Origin of the sequence: Pseudomonas arcuscaelestis (genome assembly GCF_016881005.1) — a bacterium.
Lineage (GTDB): Bacteria > Pseudomonadota > Gammaproteobacteria > Pseudomonadales > Pseudomonadaceae > Aquipseudomonas > Aquipseudomonas arcuscaelestis.
Window position 1 is genome coordinate 82188 of sequence record NZ_JACOPV010000018.1, and the last position, 21251, is coordinate 103438.

Genomic DNA, 21251 nt, shown 5'->3' on the forward strand with positions numbered 1-21251 from the left:
AATGGCACTCATTAGTATGCGCCAGATGCTGGACCACGCCGCCGAGTTCGGCTACGGCGTTCCAGCTTTCAACGTCAACAACCTCGAGCAGATGCGCGCCATCATGGAAGCTGCCGACAAGACCGACTCCCCGGTAATTGTCCAGGCATCGGCCGGTGCCCGCAAATACGCTGGCGCCCCTTTCCTGCGCCACCTGATCCTGGCTGCGATCGAAGAGTTCCCGCACATTCCGGTGTGCATGCACCAGGATCACGGTACCAGCCCTGACGTTTGTCAGCGTTCGATCCAGCTGGGCTTCAGCTCGGTCATGATGGACGGCTCGCTGGGCGAAGACGGCAAAACCCCAACCGACTACGAGTACAACGTTCGCGTAACTCAGCAAACCGTGGCCATGGCCCACGCGTGCGGTGTTTCGGTTGAGGGTGAGCTGGGCTGCCTGGGTTCGCTGGAAACCGGCATGGCTGGCGAAGAAGACGGTATCGGTGCTGAAGGGATCCTCGATCACAGCCAGATGCTGACCGATCCGGAAGAAGCGGCCGACTTCGTCAAGAAGACCCAGGTCGATGCCTTGGCTATCGCCATCGGCACCAGCCACGGCGCTTACAAGTTCACCAAGCCACCTACCGGTGATGTCCTGGCGATCGACCGCATCAAGGAAATCCACAAGCGCATTCCTAACACTCACCTGGTTATGCACGGTTCCTCTTCGGTCCCGCAAGAGTGGTTGGCGATCATCAACCAGTACGGCGGCGACATCAAGGAAACCTACGGTGTGCCGGTCGAGGAGATCGTTGAAGGCATCAAGTACGGCGTTCGCAAGGTCAACATCGATACTGACCTGCGCCTGGCTTCCACCGGTGCGATGCGTCGCCTGATGGCCCAGAACCCGAGCGAGTTCGACCCACGCAAGTTTTTCGGCGCCACCGTTACCGCCATGCGTGATGTCTGCATCGCCCGGTACGAAGCCTTCGGTACCGCCGGCAACGCTTCCAGGATCAAACCGATCTCTCTGGAAGGCATGTTCCAGCGCTACCTCAAGGGTGAGCTGGCTGCCAAGGTCAACTAAGTACCAAGTAAACGAAAACCCGCAGAAATGCGGGTTTTTTGTGTCTTTCACGTCAGAAATAGGGGATTAATGGCCTGAGCAGTCAGACCGTTAGTCGGCTTCCGGAACTTTACGCCGGTGATGGCAATCTGATGACTTCAGATTCAGGGCCGTCAGGTCTAGAGTTAATCTCGGATTTCAGCCGAAATCCGATGTCCGTTCCAAAAGAGAAGCAGCATGGATTGCGCGCAACCTCATTCAACCGATGGCAGTTCTGTTTTACTGGTCGTCGACGATTATCCTGAAAATCTGATCAGCATGCGTGCCCTGCTGGCCCGACAGGACTGGCAAGTACTTACCGCAAGCTCCGGAACGGAAGCGTTGAGCGCGCTGCTTGAGCATGACGTCGATCTGGTGCTGTTGGACGTGCAGATGCCGGGGATGGATGGCTTCGAAGTGGCCCGGCTGATGCGCGGAAGCAAGCGTACGCGCCATACCCCAATTATTTTCCTTACTGCCAACGAGCAGTCCCACGCTGCCGTACTCAAGGGTTATGCCAGCGGTGCGGTCGATTACCTGTTCAAACCCTTCGATCCGCAGATCTTAAGGCCCAAGGTGCAGGCCTTGCTGGAGCAACAGCACAACCGTCGTTCGCTGCAGCGCTTGAGTCACGACCTTGAAGCCGAGCGGGCATTCAACGCATCGGTACTCGAAAATGCCGCCGAGGGCATTCTGGTAGTCGCCGAAGATGGCTTGATCCGTTTTGCCAACCCGGCCATATCCTGCTTGCTCGATGCACCCTTCGATCAACTTCAGGGAATGAGCCTGCTGAATTTCATCCAGACGCCTGGCTCGACCCTGTGGGCCGATTCGGCGTTCTACCAGGCTTTTTTGCAGCGAGAAACCCTGCGTATCCATGATGCCGTGCTGCGTACCGCGGGAGGACATCCGATTCCTGTGGCCCTGTCGTGTGCGCCATTGCCGTCGGAGCAGCGAGCCCTGGTGGTCACCGTGCTGGACATGTCCGTGGTGCGAAACCTGCATCAGCAACTCGAGTACCAGGCCATCACCGATCCGCTTACCGGCCTGCTCAATCGGCGTGGTTTCTATCAGGTGGCAGAGAGTGCGCTACTGCTCAATGAACGTTCGGAGCGGCCACAGGCATTGTTGTTTCTGGACCTGGACGGCTTTAAGCGTATCAACGACTCATTGGGGCATGAAGCCGGTGATCGCGTACTCAACTGGGTGGCCGGACAATTGAAGGATTGCCTGGGCTCCTGCGCGATTCTCGCGCGCATGGGCGGCGATGAATTCACCGCGTTGCTCGATTCGTTGGAATACCCTGAGCAGGCTGCGCGCTTTGCTGAAAAGCTCATCGAGCGGATGTCGATCTATCAGGAGATCGATGGCCTGGAGGTTACGCTTGGGGTGAGTATCGGGATCGCCACTTACCCTGAGTGCGGCGGTAGCCTCGATGGGCTTCTTCGCGCTGCCGATGCGGCGATGTATGCCGCCAAGCAATCGGGTCGTCAGCAGTATCGCTACTATGACAAGGACCTCAATGGTCGTGCCCGTTCGCGCCTGATGCTTGAAGACAGCGTGCGCGGTGCCATCGAACATAAGGAATTCAGCCTGGTTTATCAGCCTCAGGTGGCTCTTGCCGATGGCCGGCTGCGAGGTTTTGAGGCGCTGCTGCGCTGGCGGCATCCCAGCGTCGGTGATGTGCCGCCGGGCTTGTTCATTCCGCTGCTTGAAGAAGCTCGCCTGATCACCCGCCTGGCCAGCTGGATATACCTCAACGGCGCGGCTCAACGGCGAGCTTGGTATGAGCGTTACGATGCCGACCTGGTAGTAGCAATCAGCTTGAGCCAAGTGCAGTTCAGCATGCCCAACCTGGTTGATGAACTGGCACGGGTGATTGTCAGCCAGGAGCTTCAACCCCGCCAGTTGGAAGTGGAAATTTCCGAGGCCTCGCTGCAATACAACATCGAGGAGGGTGTAAAGCAGCTGGAAAAGCTGCAGGAACTAGGGGTGAGGATTGCTCTGGATGACTTCGGAGCCAATGCCTGTTCGTTGCGCATGTTGCGTGATCTACCCATCGATACGCTTAAGCTCGATCGACAACTGGTGGCGCAGTTGCCGGACTCCACAGCTGATGCGGCCATGGTCCGTTGTGTGATCGAATTATGCCGGGAATACCGAATCAGTGTTGTCGCGGAAGGGGTCGAAACACCGGATCAGGCCAATTGGCTGCGCGCCAATGGCTGCGATTACGTCCAGGGCTTTCTGTTGGCCCATCCTTTGACCGAAGGCGATGCTAGCGAGTTTCCGCGCTTTTTTGACTGGCAGCAGGTGTAGTTGGGTAGACTGCTGCTTTGCTCCTCTACTGCCTGAATCATGAACGCGCTCAAATACCTGCAAGCCTATCCGCCCGCCCTGCAAGACCAGGTCCGCCAATTGATCGCCAGCAACCGGCTGGGCGACTACTTGCAGCAGCGCTATGGGCAACGCCATGACGTGCAGAGTGACAAGGCGTTGTACAGCTATGCCCAGGGCCTCAAGCAGGAATACCTGCGAAATGCACCAAACCTGGACAAAGTGCTGTTCGACAACCGCCTGGACCTGACCCATCGCGCACTGGGCCTGCACACCGCGGTTTCACGCGTGCAGGGCGGTAAGTTGAAGGCGAAGAAAGAAATCCGTATCGCCTCGCTGTTCAAGGACGCGGCGCCGGAGTTCCTGAAGATGATCGTGGTGCACGAGTTGGCTCACTTGAAAGAAGCCGAGCACAACAAAGCCTTTTACCAGCTCTGCGAACACATGCAGCCGGGCTACCATCAACTTGAGTTCGACCTGCGTGTCTACCTGACTTACCGCGAGCTGCCTGTCATAGGGTGAGCCGCGAGGACCTGCCAATGGATGTGAGCAAGACCAAGACCAGCTTCTATCGACGCTTGTACGTTGCCTGGTTGATCGACAGCCAGACCGCCAGCAGCGTGCCGGCCTTGATGGAGGCCACCGGCATGCCGCGACGCACCGCCCAGGACACGATTGCCGCATTGGCCGACCTGGATATTGTGTGCGAGTTCGAACAGCAGGAAGGCGCACGAAATCACGCCGGACATTACCGGATTCGTGATTGGGGAGCGATCGACAAAGAGTGGATCATCCAGCATTTACGCCAGATTCGAGAGGTGCTCGGGTACCCCTGAGCAGGCGTTGCAGAAACGGCTGAGTGCGCTTCTGCAAAATGTGCCGCCGCCGCGATTCAGCCGCGGCGCATGCCGATATGGGGAATGTCGTCTTCGAGGTATTCCTCGCCTACTACCAGGAAGCCATAGCGCCCGTAGTAGTCCTGCAGGTGTGATTGCGCCGACAGGTAGACGGGCACTCCAGGCCAGTTTTTTTCCGCCTGTTCGAGCGCTTCTTCCAGCAGCTTGTTGCCCAGCCCCTGGCCACGCGCCGAGTGCGCGGTAACCACGCGGCCGATGACCACGTCGCCACCCTGGGATTCGGGGTCTAGCAGGCGCAGATAGGCTTTGAGCTCATCGTTCTGCCAACCCATCAGATGACAGGTATCACCTACCAGATCCTGGCCGTCGACTTCCAGGTAGGCACACCTTTGCTCAACTACAAAGACTTCGGTACGAAGCTGCAGAATTGCATAAAGTTGTTCCTTGCCAAGGTCGCTGTGATGTTTGCAGATCCAGTCAATGGACATAGGGGGTTCCCGAACGGTTGATTGACCTGATCATCGCAGAAGGCAAGAGCGAGGACGAGGGCGAAATTGCCATAATTCAACACAGGAAGTGACGCGGCGCAAAATAGAGGCTATTTGATATCATTGTCTCTGCCTCGAAGCTTTATCTTTGTGTAACCTGCGCAGATGCGCTTCCAGCGTTATCTCTCAAGCAGTTGAAATCAATGACGTGTACAGACGCGTTTACTGAAGGATTTGGGCATGGCAGCACTGCTTCGAGTCTTGGGTTTGCTGGGATTGCTGTTGGCGTCGAATACTGCGCATGCGCAAAAGCTGCGCTTGGTTGCGGATGTATGGCCACCTTTTACTGGCGCCGATTTGCCCGGCGGCGGCTTGGCGACAGTTATTGTCACCACCGCTTTGCACCGCGCCGGCTACGACAGCGAGTTCGAGCAAGCACCTTGGGCGCGAGCGTTGATGGGGGTGGAGGAGGGGCGCTACGACGTGCTGGTAAATGCCTGGTTCAATGACAGTCGCACCCTTATCGGCGCGTTTTCTACCAGTTATCTGACCAACCGTATTCGATTGCTCAAGCGCAAGGGCGACCCGCTGAAGTTCAAGACCCTGAGTGATCTTTCGCCTTATCCCATTGTAGTTGTTCGCGACTATGCCTATTCACCCGCGTTCGATACGGACGCGCGTTTGCAGAAGATACCCGTGCGCAATTTTTCTGTTGCGGTACGTATGCTGGCTGCGGGCAGGGTGGGGCTAACGGTTGAAGACGAGCACGTAGCCCGTTACATGCTGCAGCGCGAGACCCGTTCGCTGCGCGACAGTGTCGAGTTCGTCGACAAGCCGCTGGGCGAAAACACCCTGCACATATTGGTGAGTCTGAAAAATCCCCGGCATGAGCAAATCATTGCCGGCTTCAATCGGGCCATTCAAGAGATGAGGGCAGATGGCAGCTACGATCGACTTCTCAAGCGCCCAGGGTTCTGATCACTGCGGTGTATCTTTGATCAGGTGCGCCGCCAAGGTGCGCAGCGGGCCCAACTGACGGCAGATCAGCGCCAATTGGGTCTGCACCAGTCGCTGGTTTTCCTCAAGCTCTTCAGGCATTTGCTCAAGCTCATTGGCCAGCGCTTCTTCGGCATCGCTGTGAATCGCTACAGGCAGTTTACTGGCCAGTCCTTCGGCGATTTCATCCAGGCTGTTGGCCAGGCTGGCCCCGGCGCCATCGATCAGGTGTTCGTGAACATCGGCAGGCAATGTAGTCTCGCGGTGCGCACCCAGTCCTGACAGATAGCTGAGCAGCGTATGCGACAGCACCAGGAAGCGAAAGCCGACATCGGCCTCTTTGCGAAAATGCCCAGGCTCCATAAGCATGTTGGCCAAGGTGGTCGACAGTGCCGCATCGGCATTGTGGGCGTTGCGCCGGGCCAGGCGATAGGCCAGGTCGTCGCTTTTACCCTGGGCGTACTGCTGCATGATCTGGCGCAAGTAGGTGCTGTTGCAGCTCAGGGTATTGGCCAGCACTTTGTTCAGGCGCCGGCCCTGCCAGTCCGGAAGGAACAGGAACACCGCGAGAATCGCGATCAGACTGCCAACCAGGGTATCGAACAGGCGTGGAAGAAACAGCCCATAGCCATCACCGACCTGATTGAAGCAGAACAGCACCATCAGGGTAATTGCAGCGGTGGCCAGGGTATAGCGAGTGGTGCGATTGACGAAGAACACCACGCCTGCTGCAACCGCGAACAGCGACTGGATGATGGGGCTTGGGAACAGGTCAAACAACGCCCAGCCAACGGTCAGGCCAATGCCGGTGCCCATGATTCGCTGCACCAGCTTGCGCCGGGTTGCACCGTAGTTGGGCTGGCAGACAAACAGGGTTGTGAGGATGATCCAGTAGCCTTGGGTCGGGTGAATCAGATGCACCATGCCATAGCCAATCGACAAGGCCAGTGGCAATCGCAGCGCGTGGCGGAACAGTAGCGAGGTGGGCGTCAGTTGCTGGCGCAGGCGATTCCAGACATCGGCCAAGTTTCGCGGCGAACGGTCGAGCAGGCTGCTGTCGCTGGCATCGGCCAGGGTGTCGGGATTGCTTGCATCGCTGAGCAGGCGGTCGAGCGTTGCCAGGTTTGCAGCCAGCGCGCGCAGCGAGCGCAGCAGACCGCGCCAGGCGGGATTGCTCTGAATACGCAAGTGTTCAAGGGAGGCGTTCAAGTCTTCCAGGGCCTGGGCAAAACCTGTGTCGTAGGTGAACGGCTGGCGTAACTGGATCGACTCGGACAGTTGCTGGCAGGCGACACCTTGTTGGCGCAGCAGGCGCTGACAACGGAACAGCACGTCGCTGTGGAAGAACGCTTCGGTCAGGGCGTTATAAGGGTAGTGCGATGAGCTGGCTCGCTCATGAATGTCCTGAGCGAGAAAATACAACTTCAGGTAGCGGCTGACCTTCGAGCCCGGGCGACCATTGCCGACCCGGTGCAAAATGACTTCCTTGGCGGCATTGAGTGCCGCCACTACCCGGCCATTTTGCTGTGCAAGTTCAAGGCGCCGCGCTTCCACGTCCAGCTGGCGGATGGGTTCGAACAGGCTGGCCTTGAGTTTCAAGTAACGCCCCAGTTCCCGGAACAGCCGCGCCAGGCTTTGCTGTACCGGCTGATTGGAAAACAGCGCCTGCCACAACACCGAAAGAAAGCCGTACCAGGCGGCGCCGGCTACCAGCAGCAGGGGTTCGTGCCAGAAGTCGGTAACTTCGCCGCCGCGCTGGTCCACGCCGATCATGGTATAGACCGACAGAATCAGCGTGGCCGAGGCAATTGCTCCATAGCGTTCACCCAAGGCGCCGAGCATGGTCAGGGCAAAGCTGGCCAGTGCCAGGGCGCAGACAAATATGAGCGGGTAAGGGAACAACAACTCCACTGCCAGTGCGGCAACCGTGAAGCACACCAGGGTTACCGCCAAAGCATTCAGGCGGCCTTGCCAGTTATCGTCGGTTTCAGCCAGGGCACTGGCAATAATGCCCAGGAACAACGGGATCAGCAGATTCATCTCATCCTGATACCAGCACAGCAACATGCTGCCGGTCAGGGCGATGAGTACGCGGATGGCATAGCTGAACTTGTCCAACGCCCAGATACGGCGTAACGATTGGCTGAATGAGGAGGATGACATGTCGAGTAGGCAGGCCTTGGGCGATGATCGAAATTGAGCCAGTCAGATGGCAACCGTATTACGGATACACCTGACCAGCAAAATTTGTTCCTTGATGCGCTGATTCTATCGCGAAGGTTAGACGAACTGCGCGGCCGCATAGGCCGATGCCCAGGCCCACTGGAAGTTGAAACCGCCCAGGTGACCGCTGACATCGAGTACTTCACCGATAAAGTACAGGCCAGGGCTTTTCAGCGACTCCATGGTTTTGGAGGACACTTCCCGGGTATCGACGCCGCCCAGGGTCACTTCTGCGGTGCGATAGCCTTCGGTTCCAGCCGGAACCACCTGCCAGGCGCCAAGCTTGTCGCTGACCTTGGCCAGTTCTGCTGGGGTGTATTGCTTCATTGGCTTGGAGTCGAACCAGTGCTCGCTGAGCAGGTTGGCCATTTTCTTGGTGAAGACTTCGCCCAGCAGGGTTTTCAATTCGCTGTTGGGGCGTTCGGCCTGTTGCTGTTGCAGCCAGCTCAAGGCGTCGTGATCCGGTAGCAGGTTGATTTCAACCGTGTCGCCTGCTTCCCAGAAAGACGAGATCTGCAGGATTGCCGGCCCGCTCAGGCCACGGTGGGTGAACAGGAGATTTTCGCGGAAGCTGCTGCCATTGCAACTGGCGATGCAGTCCACGGAACTGCCGGACAGCTCAGTGCAGATGCCCTTGAGCACTGGTTCGGTGATAGTAAACGGCACCAGCGCTGCACGCGTTGGCAGCAGGTTGTGACCGAACTGGCGAGCCACTTGATAGCCGAAGCCGGTGGCGCCCAGGGTCGGAATCGACAGGCCTCCCGTAGCAATTACCAGCGACTGGCAGCGGAACTGCCCGGCACTGGTTTCCAGCAGGTAACCCGAATCGATTTTCTCGATCTGGTCAATGCGGGTGTCCATGCGCAGTTCGGCGCCGGCGTTTGCGCACTCGGTGAGGAGCATGTCGAGAATGTCACTGGACTTGTTATCGCAGAACAGTTGACCAAGCTTTTTCTCGTGATACGGCACGGCATGCCTACCGACCATCTCGATGAAATCCCACTGGGTGTAGCGGGCCAGCGCCGACTTGCAGAAGTGCGGGTTCTGCGACAGGAAGTTGGCAGGCTCAGTGTACATATTGGTGAAGTTACAGCGGCCACCACCGGACATCAGGATTTTCTTGCCCGGTTTATTGGCGTGGTCGAGCAGCAGCACCTGACGGCCGCGACCTGCTGCAGTCAGGGCACACATCAGGCCGGCGGCGCCTGCGCCAATGATGATCACTTCGGTGGAGCGCACTGCGAAATCCTCACGATACGGGAGTGAAACTATCGCGGGGCAAGCTCGCTCCGCTGGGAGCGGGCTTGCCCCGCGATAAATCAGGCAAACTGAACCATCAACTCAAACGATGCGCACGCGCAACGAGCGGCCCTTGATCTTGCCGCTGTTGAGGCGTTGCAGCGCTTGTTTGGCCACTGCTCGCTCGACGGCAACAAAGGCTTGGAAGTCGAAAATCGCGATTTTCCCGACCTGGGTTCCCGGTAGTCCGGCATCACCGGTCAGGGCGCCGAGAATATCGCCTGGGCGCAGTTTGTCCTTGCGACCGGCAGCGATGCACAGGGTGCTCATGGTCGGCAGCAACGGTGCGCCACTCTGGGCCTTGAGACTGTCCAGTTGCTCCCAGCGCAGGTCGGCCTTCTGCATCTCTTCGATCGCCTTGGCGCGATGACCTTCGGCCGGTGCCACCAGGCTTACCGCCAGGCCTTTCTCGCCAGCGCGTCCGGTACGGCCGACACGGTGGACGTGAATCTCGGCATCTCGGGCCAGTTCGACGTTGATGACCATGTCCAGGGCATCGATGTCCAGGCCGCGGGCGGCCACGTCAGTGGCTACTAGCACCGAGAGACTGCGGTTGGCGAACAGGGTCAGCACCTGGTCACGGTCGCGTTGTTCCAGATCGCCGTGCAGGGCCTGGGCGGCGACGCCTTTGGCCTGCAGGTGCTCGACCAGCTCCTGGCACTGCTGCTTGGTAAAGCAGAACGCTACGCAGGACTGCGGGCGGAAGTGTCCGAGCACCTTGCTGACAGCTTCCATGCGCTGCTCTGGAGCGATCTCGTAGAAACGCTGTTCGATCTGGCTGTCGGCATGCAGTGCTTCGACCTTGACCGTCTGTGGGTCGCGCATGAAGGCCGATGCCAACTGCTTGATGCCCGCCGGGTAGGTGGCCGAGAACAGCAAGGTCTGACGACGCTTCGGTGTTTGTTCAATGATGTCGGCGATGGCGTCATAGAAGCCCATGTCGAGCATACGGTCGGCTTCGTCGAGAATCAGTTTGTTCAGGCCGTCGAGCACCAGCGTGCCTTTGCTCAGGTGCTGCTGAACACGGCCTGGGGTACCGACGATGATGTGCGCACCATGCTCCAGCGAGGCGATCTGCGGGCCGAGCGACACACCACCGCACAGGGTCAGAATTTTGATGTTGTCTTCGGCGCGGGCCAGGCGGCGCAGCTCTTTGGCCACCTGGTCGGCCAACTCGCGGGTCGGGCACAGGACCAGCGCCTGGCAACCGAAGTAACGCGGGTTGATCGGGTTGAGCAGGCCGATGCCGAACGCGGCAGTCTTGCCACTGCCGGTCTTGGCCTGGGCGATCAGGTCCAGGCCCTTGAGAATGACCGGCAGGCTCTGGGCCTGGATCGGGGTCATCTGGGCGTAGCCGAGGGCGTCCAGGTTGGCCAGCATGGCGGCGGACAGCGGCAAAGTGGCAAAGGCGGTGGCAATGGTGGTCACGAGGCGGGCCTGCAAAACAAAATGTCGCGCAGTGTACCAGCCTCGAAGCCATTACCCCTAAGGCTCGATCTCCGGTTCCGGACGAGGGGCGCGCCTTCCGTCCGTCCTGGACAGCTGCATGAAGATTGCCGCCGCCAGCATGGACATCAGGCCGATGGTCAAAAAGGTCAGCTGGAAGGCGCCCAGGGTGCTCTCCACGCCTTCGGCGCTGCCCGCAGCACTGAAGCCGCCGAGCAGGGCGCCCGCACAGGCAACCCCAAGGCTCAGCGCCAGTTGCGCCACCACCGAGAGCAAGCTGTTGCCACTGCTGGCGCTGGCGTCGTCCAGATCGATCAGGGTGACAGTGTTCATCGCCGTGAACTGCATGGAGTTGACCGCACCGAGCAGGGCCAATTGGAACAGTAACAAGCCATAGGGCGTGTTTTCGTCCACCAGTCCAAGGCTCGCCAGGAGCACACCGAGTAGCAAGGTATTGGCGGTAAGAATGTTGCGGTAGCCGAAACGCTCGATCAGCGGGCGTGCGATCGATTTGGCCAGCATCGCCGCCGCTGCCAGAGGAATCATGCTCATGCCGGCCTGGGCCGGTGAGTAGCCAAGGGCAACCTGCAGCAGCAAGGGTACGAGGAACGGCAGTGCGCCGCTGCCCAGGCGTGCGAAGAGGTTGCCAAGGATGCCAACGGAAAAGGTTCGGGTGCGAAACAGCTTGGGCGAGAACAGCGGGTTGTCGATGCTGCCTGCCCGCAGCCAGTACGCGGCCAGGCAGGCCATGCCGGCAAACAGTAGCAGCATCACGCGCAGATGCGGCAGGTGCAGTTCGCCCAGCCCCTCCATGGCAATGGTGATCAGCACCATCGCGGCACCGAACAACACAAAGCCCACACCGTCGAAGCGTGTGCGCTCGCTGCCGCGCAAATCGGGGATGAAACGCCACACCGCATAACAGCCAATGGCGCCGACCGGCAGATTGAGGAGGAAGATCCAGTGCCAACTGAGAATTTCCACCAGCCAGCCCCCCATGGTCGGGCCGAGCAGCGGACCGAGCAGGCCGGGAATGGTGATGAAGCTCATGATTCGAACCAGCTCGGAGCGGGGGTAGGCGCGCAGCACCACCAGCCGCCCAACCGGCAACATCAGGGCACCGCCCAGGCCTTGAACCACCCGCGCGGCGACAAGCATGCTCAGGCTGTCAGCCAGGGCGCAGAGGAGTGAACCTAGGCTGAACAGGAGGATAGCGCCGAAGAAAATCCGCTTGGTGCCGAAGCGGTCGGCGATCCAGCCGGATGCCGGGATCAGCAAGGCCACGGTGAGCATGTAGGCGATGATCACCGACTGCATGCGTAATGGATCTTCGGCCAGATCCCGGGCCATGGCTGGCAGCGCGGTGTTGAGGATCGTGCCGTCCAGCGACTGCATGAAGAAGGCGATCGCCACCACCCAGGGAATCCAGCGGGCGGTGACAGGGTCCAGCGGGGCGCGGTTGGGCATGGTAGTTATCAATCCTTGAGGGCCCTGTGGGAGCTGGCTCTTCCCGCCATCAGGCGCATCACAATGTCAACGTCAGGCGTTTGACCAATGCTCCTGGCAAATGGCTCGAACTGGTTTGTCGCTGGCCGTAGGTACTGGTCGACAGAATCAGCTCGCGCTCTGTGGTCAACGCCTCCAACTGAGAACCCAACAAACTGTAGACGCTGTCATCGAAGCGCATGGTGCTGACCGGCGCCTGGATCTTTCCGTCTTCGACCCAGAATGTGGCGAAACGGGTCAGACCGGTCATGCGCGCTGCCGGCAGGTCGGAGAAGTTCAGGTACCACAGGTTGCTGATGTACAGCCCGGTACCCAGGCGTGCCAGGACCTCGTGCGTTGATAAATCGCCCGCGGCCATGCTTAGCGCACAGGGAGATTCATGCCCATCTGCACCGTTGGCGGCCAATTCGAACTCGGCGGCGCTGCGGGCGCAGACCAGACGGTCCAAGCCTTGGCCTTGCTCGATCAGGCGCAGATCGTTGCGAGGCGAACCCTCGTCAGAAAAGCTCGGACTCAACGAGCCGCTGACCTGCTCGGCGATACTCACCTGTTGATTGAGGCGCGCATCGCCGGCGTACAGACGTTGCAGTGGACTGTTCTTGTTCGCCAGTGACTGAGCAGAGAAACCACCCCAGCACAGCATGCCCATGACTTCGTCCATTGCCGCTGGCGCCAGGTAGGCACGGTACTCGCCCGCAAGCAGGGTTTTGAGGGGGCGCCCAAGGTATTCCAGTTGTTCACGCGCCTGGCGCAGGCGCAAGGCGAAGGTGGCACTGTCCCAGTGCTGGCCGGCATAGTTGGCTTTGACTGCTTGGCCGTTGCTGTGAAACAGGCTCCAGTCGAAGTTGAAGCTGTTGGCCTGATGCCAGCCAAAAGCGCCGAACGAGCTGGCAAAGCCGCGGCAGATCGGGCCGGCGGCATAAATGCCGACCAGATCCAGGTCTCCGGCGCCTTGATCTATCTGCGTCAGCACCTGATCGATGGCAGGCAGTGCCTGGTCCTGCACACTATGGCTCTGCCAGGCGCTGTCGTTGAGTTGCAGGTAAGGGTCGGCTTCCAGCAACGGTAAAGTGGCGCGCAACTGTTCCAGTGCCTGGGCCAAACGTTGTTGATCTACATTCGTGTCGTTGCCGAGGGTGAATTGCAATTCGGCCTGACGCCCGTCCTTGACCAGTTTCAATACGCAATTGGCCTGCTGTACCTCGCCCGCCTGGCGAACTTTGGCATGGTTGAAACGAATGAATTGCGATTGTTCGGCGCTGTAGCTGAGGGTGAAGTGCTCGGGTGCGCGCACCTGCTCTAGCAGGCTGGACACCAGGCGTTGAAAACTTTGCTGTGCGGTGGCAGCCATCAGGCGTCTCCTCCGAATACGTCGATCTGGCTGAATACACAAGCAGGTGAGGCATGGCCGACACGAATCACCTGATTGGGCTCGCCCTTGCCGCAGTTGGGTGTGCCCAGGACTTGCAAGGTGCTGGCATCGCCAACCGCGCTAAGATTGCTCCAGAACCGAGCGGAGATACCGCGGTAATTGGGGTTCTTCACCACGCCCTTGAGTTCGCCGTTCTCGATCAATTGACCCCACTCGCAGCCGAACTGGAACTTGTTGCGCGCATCATCGATGGACCAGGAGCGGTTGGTACGCATCAGGATGCCGTGCTCGATACCTTGGATCAGTTGATCGAGGCTCTGGTCGCCGGGTTCGATGTTGAGATTGGCCATGCGATCGATTGGCGCGCGATTCCAGCCACAGGCGCGGCTGTTGGCGACGCCGTCCAGGCCAGAGCGAAATTGCGACAGCGCGCCGCCCAGCGGACGCAGCAGCAAACCGTCGCGGATAAGAAAGGCTTTGTCGGCAACGCTGCCGTCATCGTCATGGCTGTAACTGGCCAACTCCTCGCTGATGGTGGGGTCGAAGGTTACGTTGAGCAATTTCGAGCCGTACTGCAGGCTACCGAAGTCGCTGGCTTTGACGAAGCTGGTGCCGGCGTAGTTGCGCTCGTCACCGAGGATTCGGTCCATTTCCAGCGGGTGACCGATGGATTCGTGAATCTGCAGCATCATCTGGTCCGGCATCAGCAGCAGGTCACGCACACCGCTGGGGGTATTCGGTGCGAGCAATAGCTGCAAGGCCTGGTCGGCGACCTTGGCCCCGGCGCCGATCAAACCGCAGCGCTGAATGACATCAAGGCCGCCTTGCTGGCCGAAGTTCTCCCGGCCCAGGGTGCGGCTCTGGCTATCCTGGCCATCGAAAGCCGTGACGCTGAAGCCAGGGTAAACAAAGCGTTGTGCCTGGCGTAGCTCGGCACCCGCGCTGTTCAGGTAAATTTGCTCGACGTCGCTGATGCCAAGGCTGGCCTGCCAGTTCACCAGACGACTGTCGGCGGGCACGCTGCTCGATTCGCGCGCGAGCAAGTCATAGCACTCGGCCAGAGATGCAAAGGCTTGCTCCAGGTTTGGCGAGCAATAATCGTTGCGTTCAGTGGCAACCGGTTGCTCGCTGAGGTCGAGCAGGGCGCGCGTGGATATCTGCCTGGCCAGCACTTGCGCTTGCTCCAGGGCCCGCTGCAGGCCGGACTGCGACAGGTCGGCCGTTGCGGCATAGGTTTCGACACCCTGCATTCGCACGGTGAGCATTACGCCTTCGTCGCGGTAGAAGAATGGCGGTTCGGCAACGTTCTTGCGTACTGAGAGTTGCTGCTGAGACTGCTGCACATAGCGCAGGGAAAAAAATTCGGCATCACTGCGCAGGGCGGCAAAGCGCTGGCGCAGCAATGCGGTCATTTCGAACATGCAAGAACCTCCGTGTGTACGGTGGTTCCCCCTCAGAACCACTCGTCGCGCATGCTCAGGCAGGTGTCGTCACGGGCCTCGAGCAATGCCAGCTCATTATGGCAGCCCGGCACTTCCCAGGTCAGGAAATAACGTGCGGCCTGAAGTTTGCCTTGATAGAAGTCGCGATCGGCGAGCTGGCCTGCAGCCAGTCCTTGCTCGGCGTGAATCGCTTGTTCCAGCCAGCGCCAGCCAATCACGCAGTGACCGAAGGCCTTGAGGTACAGCGCCGAGTTGGCCAGGGCACTGCTGACCTGACCTTGGGCCAGGTCAGTGAGCAGCCCCAGGGTGACACGCTGCAGGCGCACTTGCAGTTGCTCGAGTGGGGTGCGCAGAGGGTCCAGACCAGGATATCCGCTTGCCCGTTGGCAGGTGCCGGCAATCAGGCGTACCAGTTGCTTGAGACCAGCGCCGTCGTTCTGCGCCAGCTTGCGGCCCAACAGATCAAGTGATTGGATGCCATGAGTGCCTTCATGGATAGGGTTCAGGCGGTTGTCGCGGTAGTACTGTTCGACCGGATACTCGCGGGTGTAGCCATGGCCACCGAGGATTTGAATCGCCAGCTCATTGGCCTTGAGGCAGAACTCGGAAGGCCAGGATTTGACAATCGGCGTCAGCAGGTCGAGCAGCTCATGGGCTTGCTGGCGCAGGCTTTCAGTCTCGCCGCTCTGGGTTTCATCAACAAGCCGCGCAGCGTACAGGCCCAGGTCGAAGGCGCCTTCGACATAGGCTTTTTGCGTCAGCAACATGCGTTTCACATCGGTATGGCCAATGATCGATACGGCGGGCGTTGCCGGATCCTTGTTGTCTGGCAGGCGGCCTTGCGGGCGTTGACGTGCGTATTCAAGTGAATACAGGTAGCCCGCGTAGCCCAGCATCACTGCGCCCATGCCGACACCAATGCGCGCCTCGTTCATCATCTGGAACATGCATGCCAGACCTTGATGGGGTTTGCCGACCAGGTAGCCAACGCACTCGCCGTTGTCGCCGAAATTCAGCGCTGTCGACGTCGTGGCGCGCCATCCCATCTTGTGAAATAGCCCCGCCAAGAGCACATCGTTGCGAAGCCCCAGGCTGCCATCGGTATTGACCAGAAACTTGGGAACGATGAACAGGGAAATACCCTTCACCCCTGCCGGCGCGCCAGGCAGTTTGGCCAGGACCATGTGCACGATGTTTTCCGACAGTGGGTGATCACCGCCAGAGATAAAAATCTTGTTGCCCCGCAATCGATAGCTGCCATCGGCAGTCGGCTCGGCACGGGTGCGGATATCGGCAAGAGAAGAGCCGGCGTGTGGTTCGGTCAGGGCCATGGTGCCGAAATAGCGACCTTCGATCATTGGCTGCAGGAACAGGCGCTTTTGCTCATCGCTACCAAAGCTTTCGATCAGGTTTGCCGCGCCCATGGTCAGGAACGGGTAGGCCGTGGTTCCGGCGTTGGCGGCCTGGAAGTGGGCAAAGCAGGCTTGCGAGAGCAGGGTAGGCAACTGCATGCCGCCAGCGTCGAAGTCGCGGCTGGCATTGAGGAAACCGGCTTCAAGGAAGGCATCAACTGCCGGCTTCACCTCTGGGATCAACACCGCTTCGCCATTTTCGAAACGCGGCTCATGTTCGTCGCCCTTGCGGTTGTGCGGCGCGAAATATTTCTCGGCGATAGTGCGTGCCGTGTTCAGGGCGGCGTCAAAGGTCTCGCGATTGTGCTCGGCAAAGCGCGGGTGTTGGGTAAGGGCCTCGGCATCGAGTACTTCGTAGAGTTCGAAGGCCAGGTTGCGGGCGCAGAGCAAAGTCTCGGACATGACGGCATTCCTGTTCGGGGATGGCCGAGTCTAGGTAGGGAGGCGAAAGCTGCACAGCTAAATTGATGCGGTTGATAGTGAGTTAAAACCCGTAACCCATGGTCTTAAAAGCATCGCGGGGCAAGCCCGCTCCCACAGCTTGGTGGGAGAGGACTTGCCCCGCGATAGAGGTGCCGCCGACTATCAGCCGATAGTCATCAAGCTTGCGTTACCACCTGCTGCGGCAGTGTTGACGCTCAGCGCGCGCTCGATTACCAGACGCTCCAGAGCAATCGAGGTTTCACCCGACGACAGGCCGTGAACACCGACGATTGCACCGGCGCGTTTGGCCACTTGCTCGCAGACTGCGCGCAACTGATCGGAATGACCATGGTGCAGGACGGCGTCGAACACGACTTCATCCTTGGTCCAGTCACCTACCAAGGTGATGCGAGCCTGTACTTCTTTGGGTAGACGATTGCGCAGGGTTTTGCTCAGTTCCCCTTCCGGCCATACCGCCGAGCTGCCAACGGCCAGGACCGCAGCCAGTTGAGTCAGCAGGTCGGCCTCGACCTCGGCCAGGCACAGCACGTGTTCACGCGGCAGGATGGTGTAGCTGTTACGCTCACCGGTTGGACCGGCCAGCAGACGGCTGATACCACTCTGCGACTGCTGGGCGAACTGGTCGCACAGACTGCCAAGTTCGTTCAGTTGATTGCTTGCCGCCCAGGTTTTGAGTGCTTGCAGAGGCTTGCTCAACTCATCACGCATACGCGTATCAGGGGTGTGCTCGCCATCAGTGCGCTGGAACGTTTTTTCGATCGCATCGGCTGGACGGGTCGACAGCAGGCGGTACAGGTACAGCGGGCCACCTGCTTTCGGGCCAGTACCGGAGAGGCCTTCACCACCGAACGGTTGGACGCCTACCACGGCACCGACGATGTTGCGGTTGACGTAGACGTTACCGGCATTGACGTTGTCGATGACCTTGGCGATGGTTTCGTCGATCCGGGTGTGAACACCCAGGGTCAGGCCGTAACCGGAAGCGTTGATCTGTTCGATCAGTTGGTCGAGGTTCTTGCGGTTGTAGCGCACCACGTGCAGTACCGGGCCGAAGATCTCGCGTTGCAGTTCGTCGAAGCTTTCCAGTTCGATCAGCGTTGGCATCACAAAGGTGCCGCGTTTGATCTCTTCGCCGTCGGCGATTGCTACCTGGTACACCGAGCGACCTTTGTCGCGCATGCCCTGGATGTGCTTCTCGATGCCGGCCTTGGCTTCGGCGTCGATGACCGGGCCGATATCCACGGACAGGCGCTCTGGGTTACCCAGGCGACTTTCAGCCATGGCACCCTTGAGCATCTCGATAACGCGATCGGCCGAGTCTTCCTGCAGGCACAGCACGCGCAGTGCCGAGCAGCGTTGACCGGCGCTGTCGAAGGCCGAGGACACCACGTCGATGACCACTTGTTCGGTGAGCGCCGAGGAGTCGACGATCATTGCGTTCTGGCCACCGGTTTCTGCGATCAGCGGGATTGGACGGCCTTGAGCGTCGAGACGACCGGCAATGTTGCGTTGCAGCAGGCGCGCGATTTCAGTGGAACCGGTGAACATCACGCCTTTGACGCGATCATCACCCACCAGGCGGGCGCCGACGGTTTCACCGCGGCCTGGCAGCAACTGCACCACGCCTTCAGGGATACCCGCTTCGAGCAGCAGGCGTACAGCCTGGGCTGCTACCAGTGGCGTTTGCTCGGCTGGCTTGGCCAATACCGGGTTGCCGGCTGCCAGGGCAGCAGCGACCTGGCCGCTGAAGATAGCCAGCGGGAAGTTCCATGGGCTGATGCACACCACAGGGCCCAGTGGGCGGTGGGCATCATTGCTGAAGTCGTTACGGGCCTGTACGGCGTAGTAACGCAGGAAGTCGACAGCTTCACGGACTTCGGCGATGGCGTTGGCGAAGGTCTTGCCCGCTTCACGAGCGAGCAGGCCCATCAGCGGCTGGATTTCGGCTTCCATCAGGTCGGCAGCACGTTCCAGGATCGCGGCGCGCTCGGCGGGCGGCGTGGCCTGCCAGATAGGCGCGGCATTGAGGGCGCACTGAATGGCGTTGTCGACGTCAGTGACTGTGGCTTCCTGCACATGCCCCACCACATCGCGGTGATCGGACGGGTTCAGAACTGCGGCAGCGGCTTCGTCGCTGGACGCGCAGCCAAGCATCGGCGCGGCTTTCCAATCATTGTGGGCACTGGCCAGCAGGGCGCAGGACAGCGACGCCAGGCGATGCTCGTTGGCCATGTCGATGCCGGCGGAGTTGGCGCGCTCGGCACCGTACAGATCGCGTGGCAGTGGAATGCGCGGATGCGGCAGACCGAAATTGCCTTCCTGGGTGGCCATTTGCTCGATGGTCGCGACCGGATCGGCAACCAGTTCCTGAATCGAGATCGACTGGTCGGCAATACGGTTGACGAACGAAGTGTTGGCGCCGTTTTCCAGCAGGCGACGAACCAGGTAGGCAAGCAGGGTTTCATGCGTGCCGACCGGTGCGTACACGCGGCACGGGCGGTTCAGCTTGCCATCGGCAACCTTGCCGACGACCTGCTCGTACAGCGGCTCACCCATGCCATGCAGGCACTGGAACTCGTACTGGCCCGGATAGTAGTTCTGACCGGCGATGTGGTAGATGGCCGACAGGGTATGGGCGTTATGGGTGGCGAACTGCGGGTAGATGACTTCAGGCACCGATAGCAGCTTGCGTGCGCAGGCAATGTAGGACACGTCGGTGTACACCTTGCGGGTGTATACCGGATAGCCTTCCAGGCCTTCGACTTGGGCGCGCTTGATCTCGCTGTCCCAGTAGGCGCCTTTAACCAGGCGGATCATCAGGCGATGACGGCTGCGGCGGGCCAGGTCGATGACGTAATCGATCACGTACGGGCAGCGCTTCTGGTAAGCCTGGATCACGAAGCCGATACCATTCCAGCCGGTCAGCTGTGGTTCAAAGCACAGGCGCTCGAGCAGATCCAGCGACAGTTCCAGGCGGTCAGCTTCCTCGGCGTCGATGTTCAGGCCGATGTCGTATTGCTTGGCCAGCAGGGTCAGCGACAGCAGGCGCGGGTACAGCTCTTCCATTACGCGCTCGTACTGCGCGCGGCTGTAGCGCGGGTGCAGGGCCGAAAGCTTGATCGAGATACCCGGGCCTTCATAGATACCGCGACCGTGGGAAGCTTTGCCGATCGAGTGGATCGCCTGCTCGTAGGAGGCCAGGTATTTTTGCGCGTCGTGCTCGGTCAGTGCCGCTTCACCGAGCATGTCATAGGAGTAGCGGAAACCCTTGGATTCGAACTTGCTGGCGTTGGCCAAGGCTTCGGCAATGGTTTCGCCGGTAACGAATTGCTCGCCCATCAGGCGCATGGCCATGTCGACGCCCTTGCGGATCATCGGTTCGCCGCTCTTGCCGATGATGCGGCTCAGTGAGGAGGTCAGGCCGGATTCGTTGTGGGTCGAGACCAGCTTGCCAGTCAGCAGCAAGCCCCAGGTAGCAGCGTTGACGAACAGCGACGGGCTATTGCCCAGGTGCGGTTGCCAGTTGCCGGTGCTGATCTTGTCGCGGATCAGGGCGTCGCGGGTGCCTTTGTCGGGGATGCGCAGCAGGGCTTCGGCCAGGCACATCAGTGCAACGCCTTCCTGCGACGACAGGGAGAATTCCTGCAGCAGCCCTTGGACGATACCGGCGCGGCCACCCGCGCTCTTCTGGTTGCGCAGCTTTTCAGCAATGCTGGCAGCCACCTTGTTGGTGGCTTCAGCCATGGCGAGCGGCAGACGTGCTTGTTCGAGTAGCATCGGCACCACTTCCGGCTCAGGGCGGCGGTAGGCTGCGGTGATGGCCGAGCGCAGGACCGATTGCGGCAGGATGCTTTCGGCGAACTCGAGGAAGCACTGGTGGCTGTGATCGCCCTGTACTTCGCCGGCTTCGTCGCCGTGACCATTGGCCTGACCGTTGAGTTCGGTCAAGGTGGCGCCACCCTCAAGTTTCTCCAGGTAATTGAAGATCGCTTGCTTGATCAACCAATGCGGCGTGCGGTCAATGGACTGCGCAGCTGCTTTGAGTCGCTCACGGGTTGGGTCGTCAAGTTTGACCCCAAGGGTGGTCGTCGCCATTTCTTATCCTCATTATTGCCACAGGGCTGTGGCTTAAGCTGGCGCCAAGATTAGCCGCGCGCGAATTCGGGTGCAACCTAGTGCAACCCAAAATGTGTAGGAAAAAAGTGCAACTCGTCCGGTGGCTAAAACCACACGAGTAAAATGGCTGTTTATGGTGCAATTTCTTCTGTTGGTCGCGGTTTTTGCTTCAAAAAGGAGCAAAAAGCCGTGGCGGAGCAAAAAATCCGACGAGGTGCAACTTGAGCGC

General features: G+C 59.8%; 14 protein-coding genes. 5 read left to right on the plus strand and 9 right to left on the minus strand.

Going from position 1 to position 21251, the window contains the following annotated elements; translation table 11 throughout:
- Nucleotide 1 precedes the first annotated feature (1 nt).
- From fba to H8F21_RS24685, 4 genes are all read left to right on the plus strand, one after another.
- Nucleotides 2-1066, plus strand: a complete 1065-nt coding sequence (fba, locus tag H8F21_RS24670) for a class II fructose-bisphosphate aldolase (protein ID WP_203478664.1) — start codon at nt 2-4, stop codon at nt 1064-1066.
- A gap of 216 nt (nt 1067-1282) precedes the next feature.
- Complete coding sequence (locus H8F21_RS24675) at nt 1283-3403, plus strand: putative bifunctional diguanylate cyclase/phosphodiesterase (RefSeq protein ID WP_203478666.1); 2121 nt, start codon at nt 1283-1285, stop codon at nt 3401-3403.
- Between the two features lie 39 nt (nt 3404-3442).
- Nucleotides 3443-3943: a M48 metallopeptidase family protein gene (locus H8F21_RS24680; RefSeq protein ID WP_203478675.1), complete on the plus strand. Its 501-nt coding sequence runs from the start codon at nt 3443-3445 to the stop codon at nt 3941-3943.
- A gap of 17 nt (nt 3944-3960) precedes the next feature.
- A complete protein-coding gene (locus H8F21_RS24685) occupies nt 3961-4257 on the plus strand; it encodes a winged helix-turn-helix domain-containing protein (RefSeq protein ID WP_136478465.1) in 297 nt (98 codons plus the stop codon).
- A 56-nt stretch (nt 4258-4313) separates the two neighbouring features.
- Here H8F21_RS24685 and H8F21_RS24690 read toward each other — a convergent pair whose 3' ends face one another.
- Entirely contained in the window at nt 4314-4766 is a 453-nt protein-coding gene (locus H8F21_RS24690; RefSeq protein WP_203478677.1) for a GNAT family N-acetyltransferase, read from the minus strand.
- 240 nt (nt 4767-5006) lie between these two features.
- Here H8F21_RS24690 and H8F21_RS24695 point away from each other — a divergent pair, with 240 nt between their 5' ends.
- Complete coding sequence (locus tag H8F21_RS24695) at nt 5007-5744, plus strand: substrate-binding periplasmic protein (RefSeq protein ID WP_203478678.1); 738 nt, start codon at nt 5007-5009, stop codon at nt 5742-5744.
- Here the strand turns inward: H8F21_RS24695 and yccS are convergent, their stop codons facing one another.
- The 8 genes from yccS to putA form a co-directional block, all read right to left on the minus strand.
- A complete protein-coding gene (yccS, locus tag H8F21_RS24700; protein WP_136478462.1) occupies nt 5745-7925 on the minus strand; it encodes a YccS family putative transporter in 2181 nt (726 codons plus the stop codon).
- 117 nt (nt 7926-8042) lie between these two features.
- Complete coding sequence (locus H8F21_RS24705; protein WP_203542809.1) at nt 8043-9224, minus strand: BaiN/RdsA family NAD(P)/FAD-dependent oxidoreductase; 1182 nt, start codon at nt 9222-9224, stop codon at nt 8043-8045.
- Nucleotides 9225-9326: 102 nt separating this feature from the next.
- Nucleotides 9327-10664 carry an ATP-dependent RNA helicase DbpA gene (gene dbpA / locus H8F21_RS24710; RefSeq protein ID WP_236043212.1) on the minus strand — a complete coding sequence of 446 codons (1338 nt, stop codon included), beginning with the start codon at nt 10662-10664 and terminating at the stop codon, nt 9327-9329.
- Between the two features lie 105 nt (nt 10665-10769).
- Nucleotides 10770-12197, minus strand: coding sequence for a multidrug transporter subunit MdtD (gene mdtD, locus H8F21_RS24715; RefSeq protein ID WP_203542810.1), 1428 nt, complete (start codon nt 12195-12197; stop codon nt 10770-10772).
- A 58-nt stretch (nt 12198-12255) separates the two neighbouring features.
- The gene (locus tag H8F21_RS24720) at nt 12256-13587 is read right to left on the minus strand and encodes a TldD/PmbA family protein (RefSeq protein WP_203585527.1); all 1332 of its coding nucleotides are present in this window, start codon (nt 13585-13587) and stop codon (nt 12256-12258) included.
- Nucleotides 13587-15029 carry a TldD/PmbA family protein gene (locus H8F21_RS24725; RefSeq protein ID WP_203585528.1) on the minus strand — a complete coding sequence of 481 codons (1443 nt, stop codon included), beginning with the start codon at nt 15027-15029 and terminating at the stop codon, nt 13587-13589. Before H8F21_RS24725 ends, H8F21_RS24720 begins: the two co-directional genes overlap by 1 nt.
- A gap of 32 nt (nt 15030-15061) precedes the next feature.
- Nucleotides 15062-16864 carry an acyl-CoA dehydrogenase gene (locus H8F21_RS24730; RefSeq protein ID WP_203585529.1) on the minus strand — a complete coding sequence of 601 codons (1803 nt, stop codon included), beginning with the start codon at nt 16862-16864 and terminating at the stop codon, nt 15062-15064.
- Nucleotides 16865-17047: 183 nt separating this feature from the next.
- Complete coding sequence (putA, locus tag H8F21_RS24735; protein ID WP_203585530.1) at nt 17048-21001, minus strand: trifunctional transcriptional regulator/proline dehydrogenase/L-glutamate gamma-semialdehyde dehydrogenase; 3954 nt, start codon at nt 20999-21001, stop codon at nt 17048-17050.
- Nucleotides 21002-21251 lie beyond the last annotated feature (250 nt).

Excerpts from the sequence above, each read along its gene's own strand:
- fba (WP_203478664.1), top strand. The coding sequence starts at position 2 with ATGGCACTCATTAGTATGCGCCAGATGCTGGACCACGCCGCCGAGTTC.
- H8F21_RS24675 (WP_203478666.1), top strand. The coding sequence starts at position 1,283 with ATGGATTGCGCGCAACCTCATTCAACCGATGGCAGTTCTGTTTTACTG.
- H8F21_RS24680 (WP_203478675.1), top strand. The coding sequence starts at position 3,443 with ATGAACGCGCTCAAATACCTGCAAGCCTATCCGCCCGCCCTGCAAGAC.
- H8F21_RS24685 (WP_136478465.1), top strand. The coding sequence starts at position 3,961 with ATGGATGTGAGCAAGACCAAGACCAGCTTCTATCGACGCTTGTACGTT.
- H8F21_RS24690 (WP_203478677.1), bottom strand. The coding sequence starts at position 4,766 with ATGTCCATTGACTGGATCTGCAAACATCACAGCGACCTTGGCAAGGAA.
- H8F21_RS24695 (WP_203478678.1), top strand. The coding sequence starts at position 5,007 with ATGGCAGCACTGCTTCGAGTCTTGGGTTTGCTGGGATTGCTGTTGGCG.
- yccS (WP_136478462.1), bottom strand. The coding sequence starts at position 7,925 with ATGTCATCCTCCTCATTCAGCCAATCGTTACGCCGTATCTGGGCGTTG.
- dbpA (WP_236043212.1), bottom strand. The coding sequence starts at position 10,664 with ATGCTGGCCAACCTGGACGCCCTCGGCTACGCCCAGATGACCCCGATC.
- mdtD (WP_203542810.1), bottom strand. The coding sequence starts at position 12,197 with ATGCCCAACCGCGCCCCGCTGGACCCTGTCACCGCCCGCTGGATTCCC.
- H8F21_RS24720 (WP_203585527.1), bottom strand. The coding sequence starts at position 13,587 with ATGGCTGCCACCGCACAGCAAAGTTTTCAACGCCTGGTGTCCAGCCTG.
- H8F21_RS24725 (WP_203585528.1), bottom strand. The coding sequence starts at position 15,029 with ATGTTCGAAATGACCGCATTGCTGCGCCAGCGCTTTGCCGCCCTGCGC.
- H8F21_RS24730 (WP_203585529.1), bottom strand. The coding sequence starts at position 16,864 with ATGTCCGAGACTTTGCTCTGCGCCCGCAACCTGGCCTTCGAACTCTAC.
- putA (WP_203585530.1), bottom strand. The coding sequence starts at position 21,001 with ATGGCGACGACCACCCTTGGGGTCAAACTTGACGACCCAACCCGTGAG.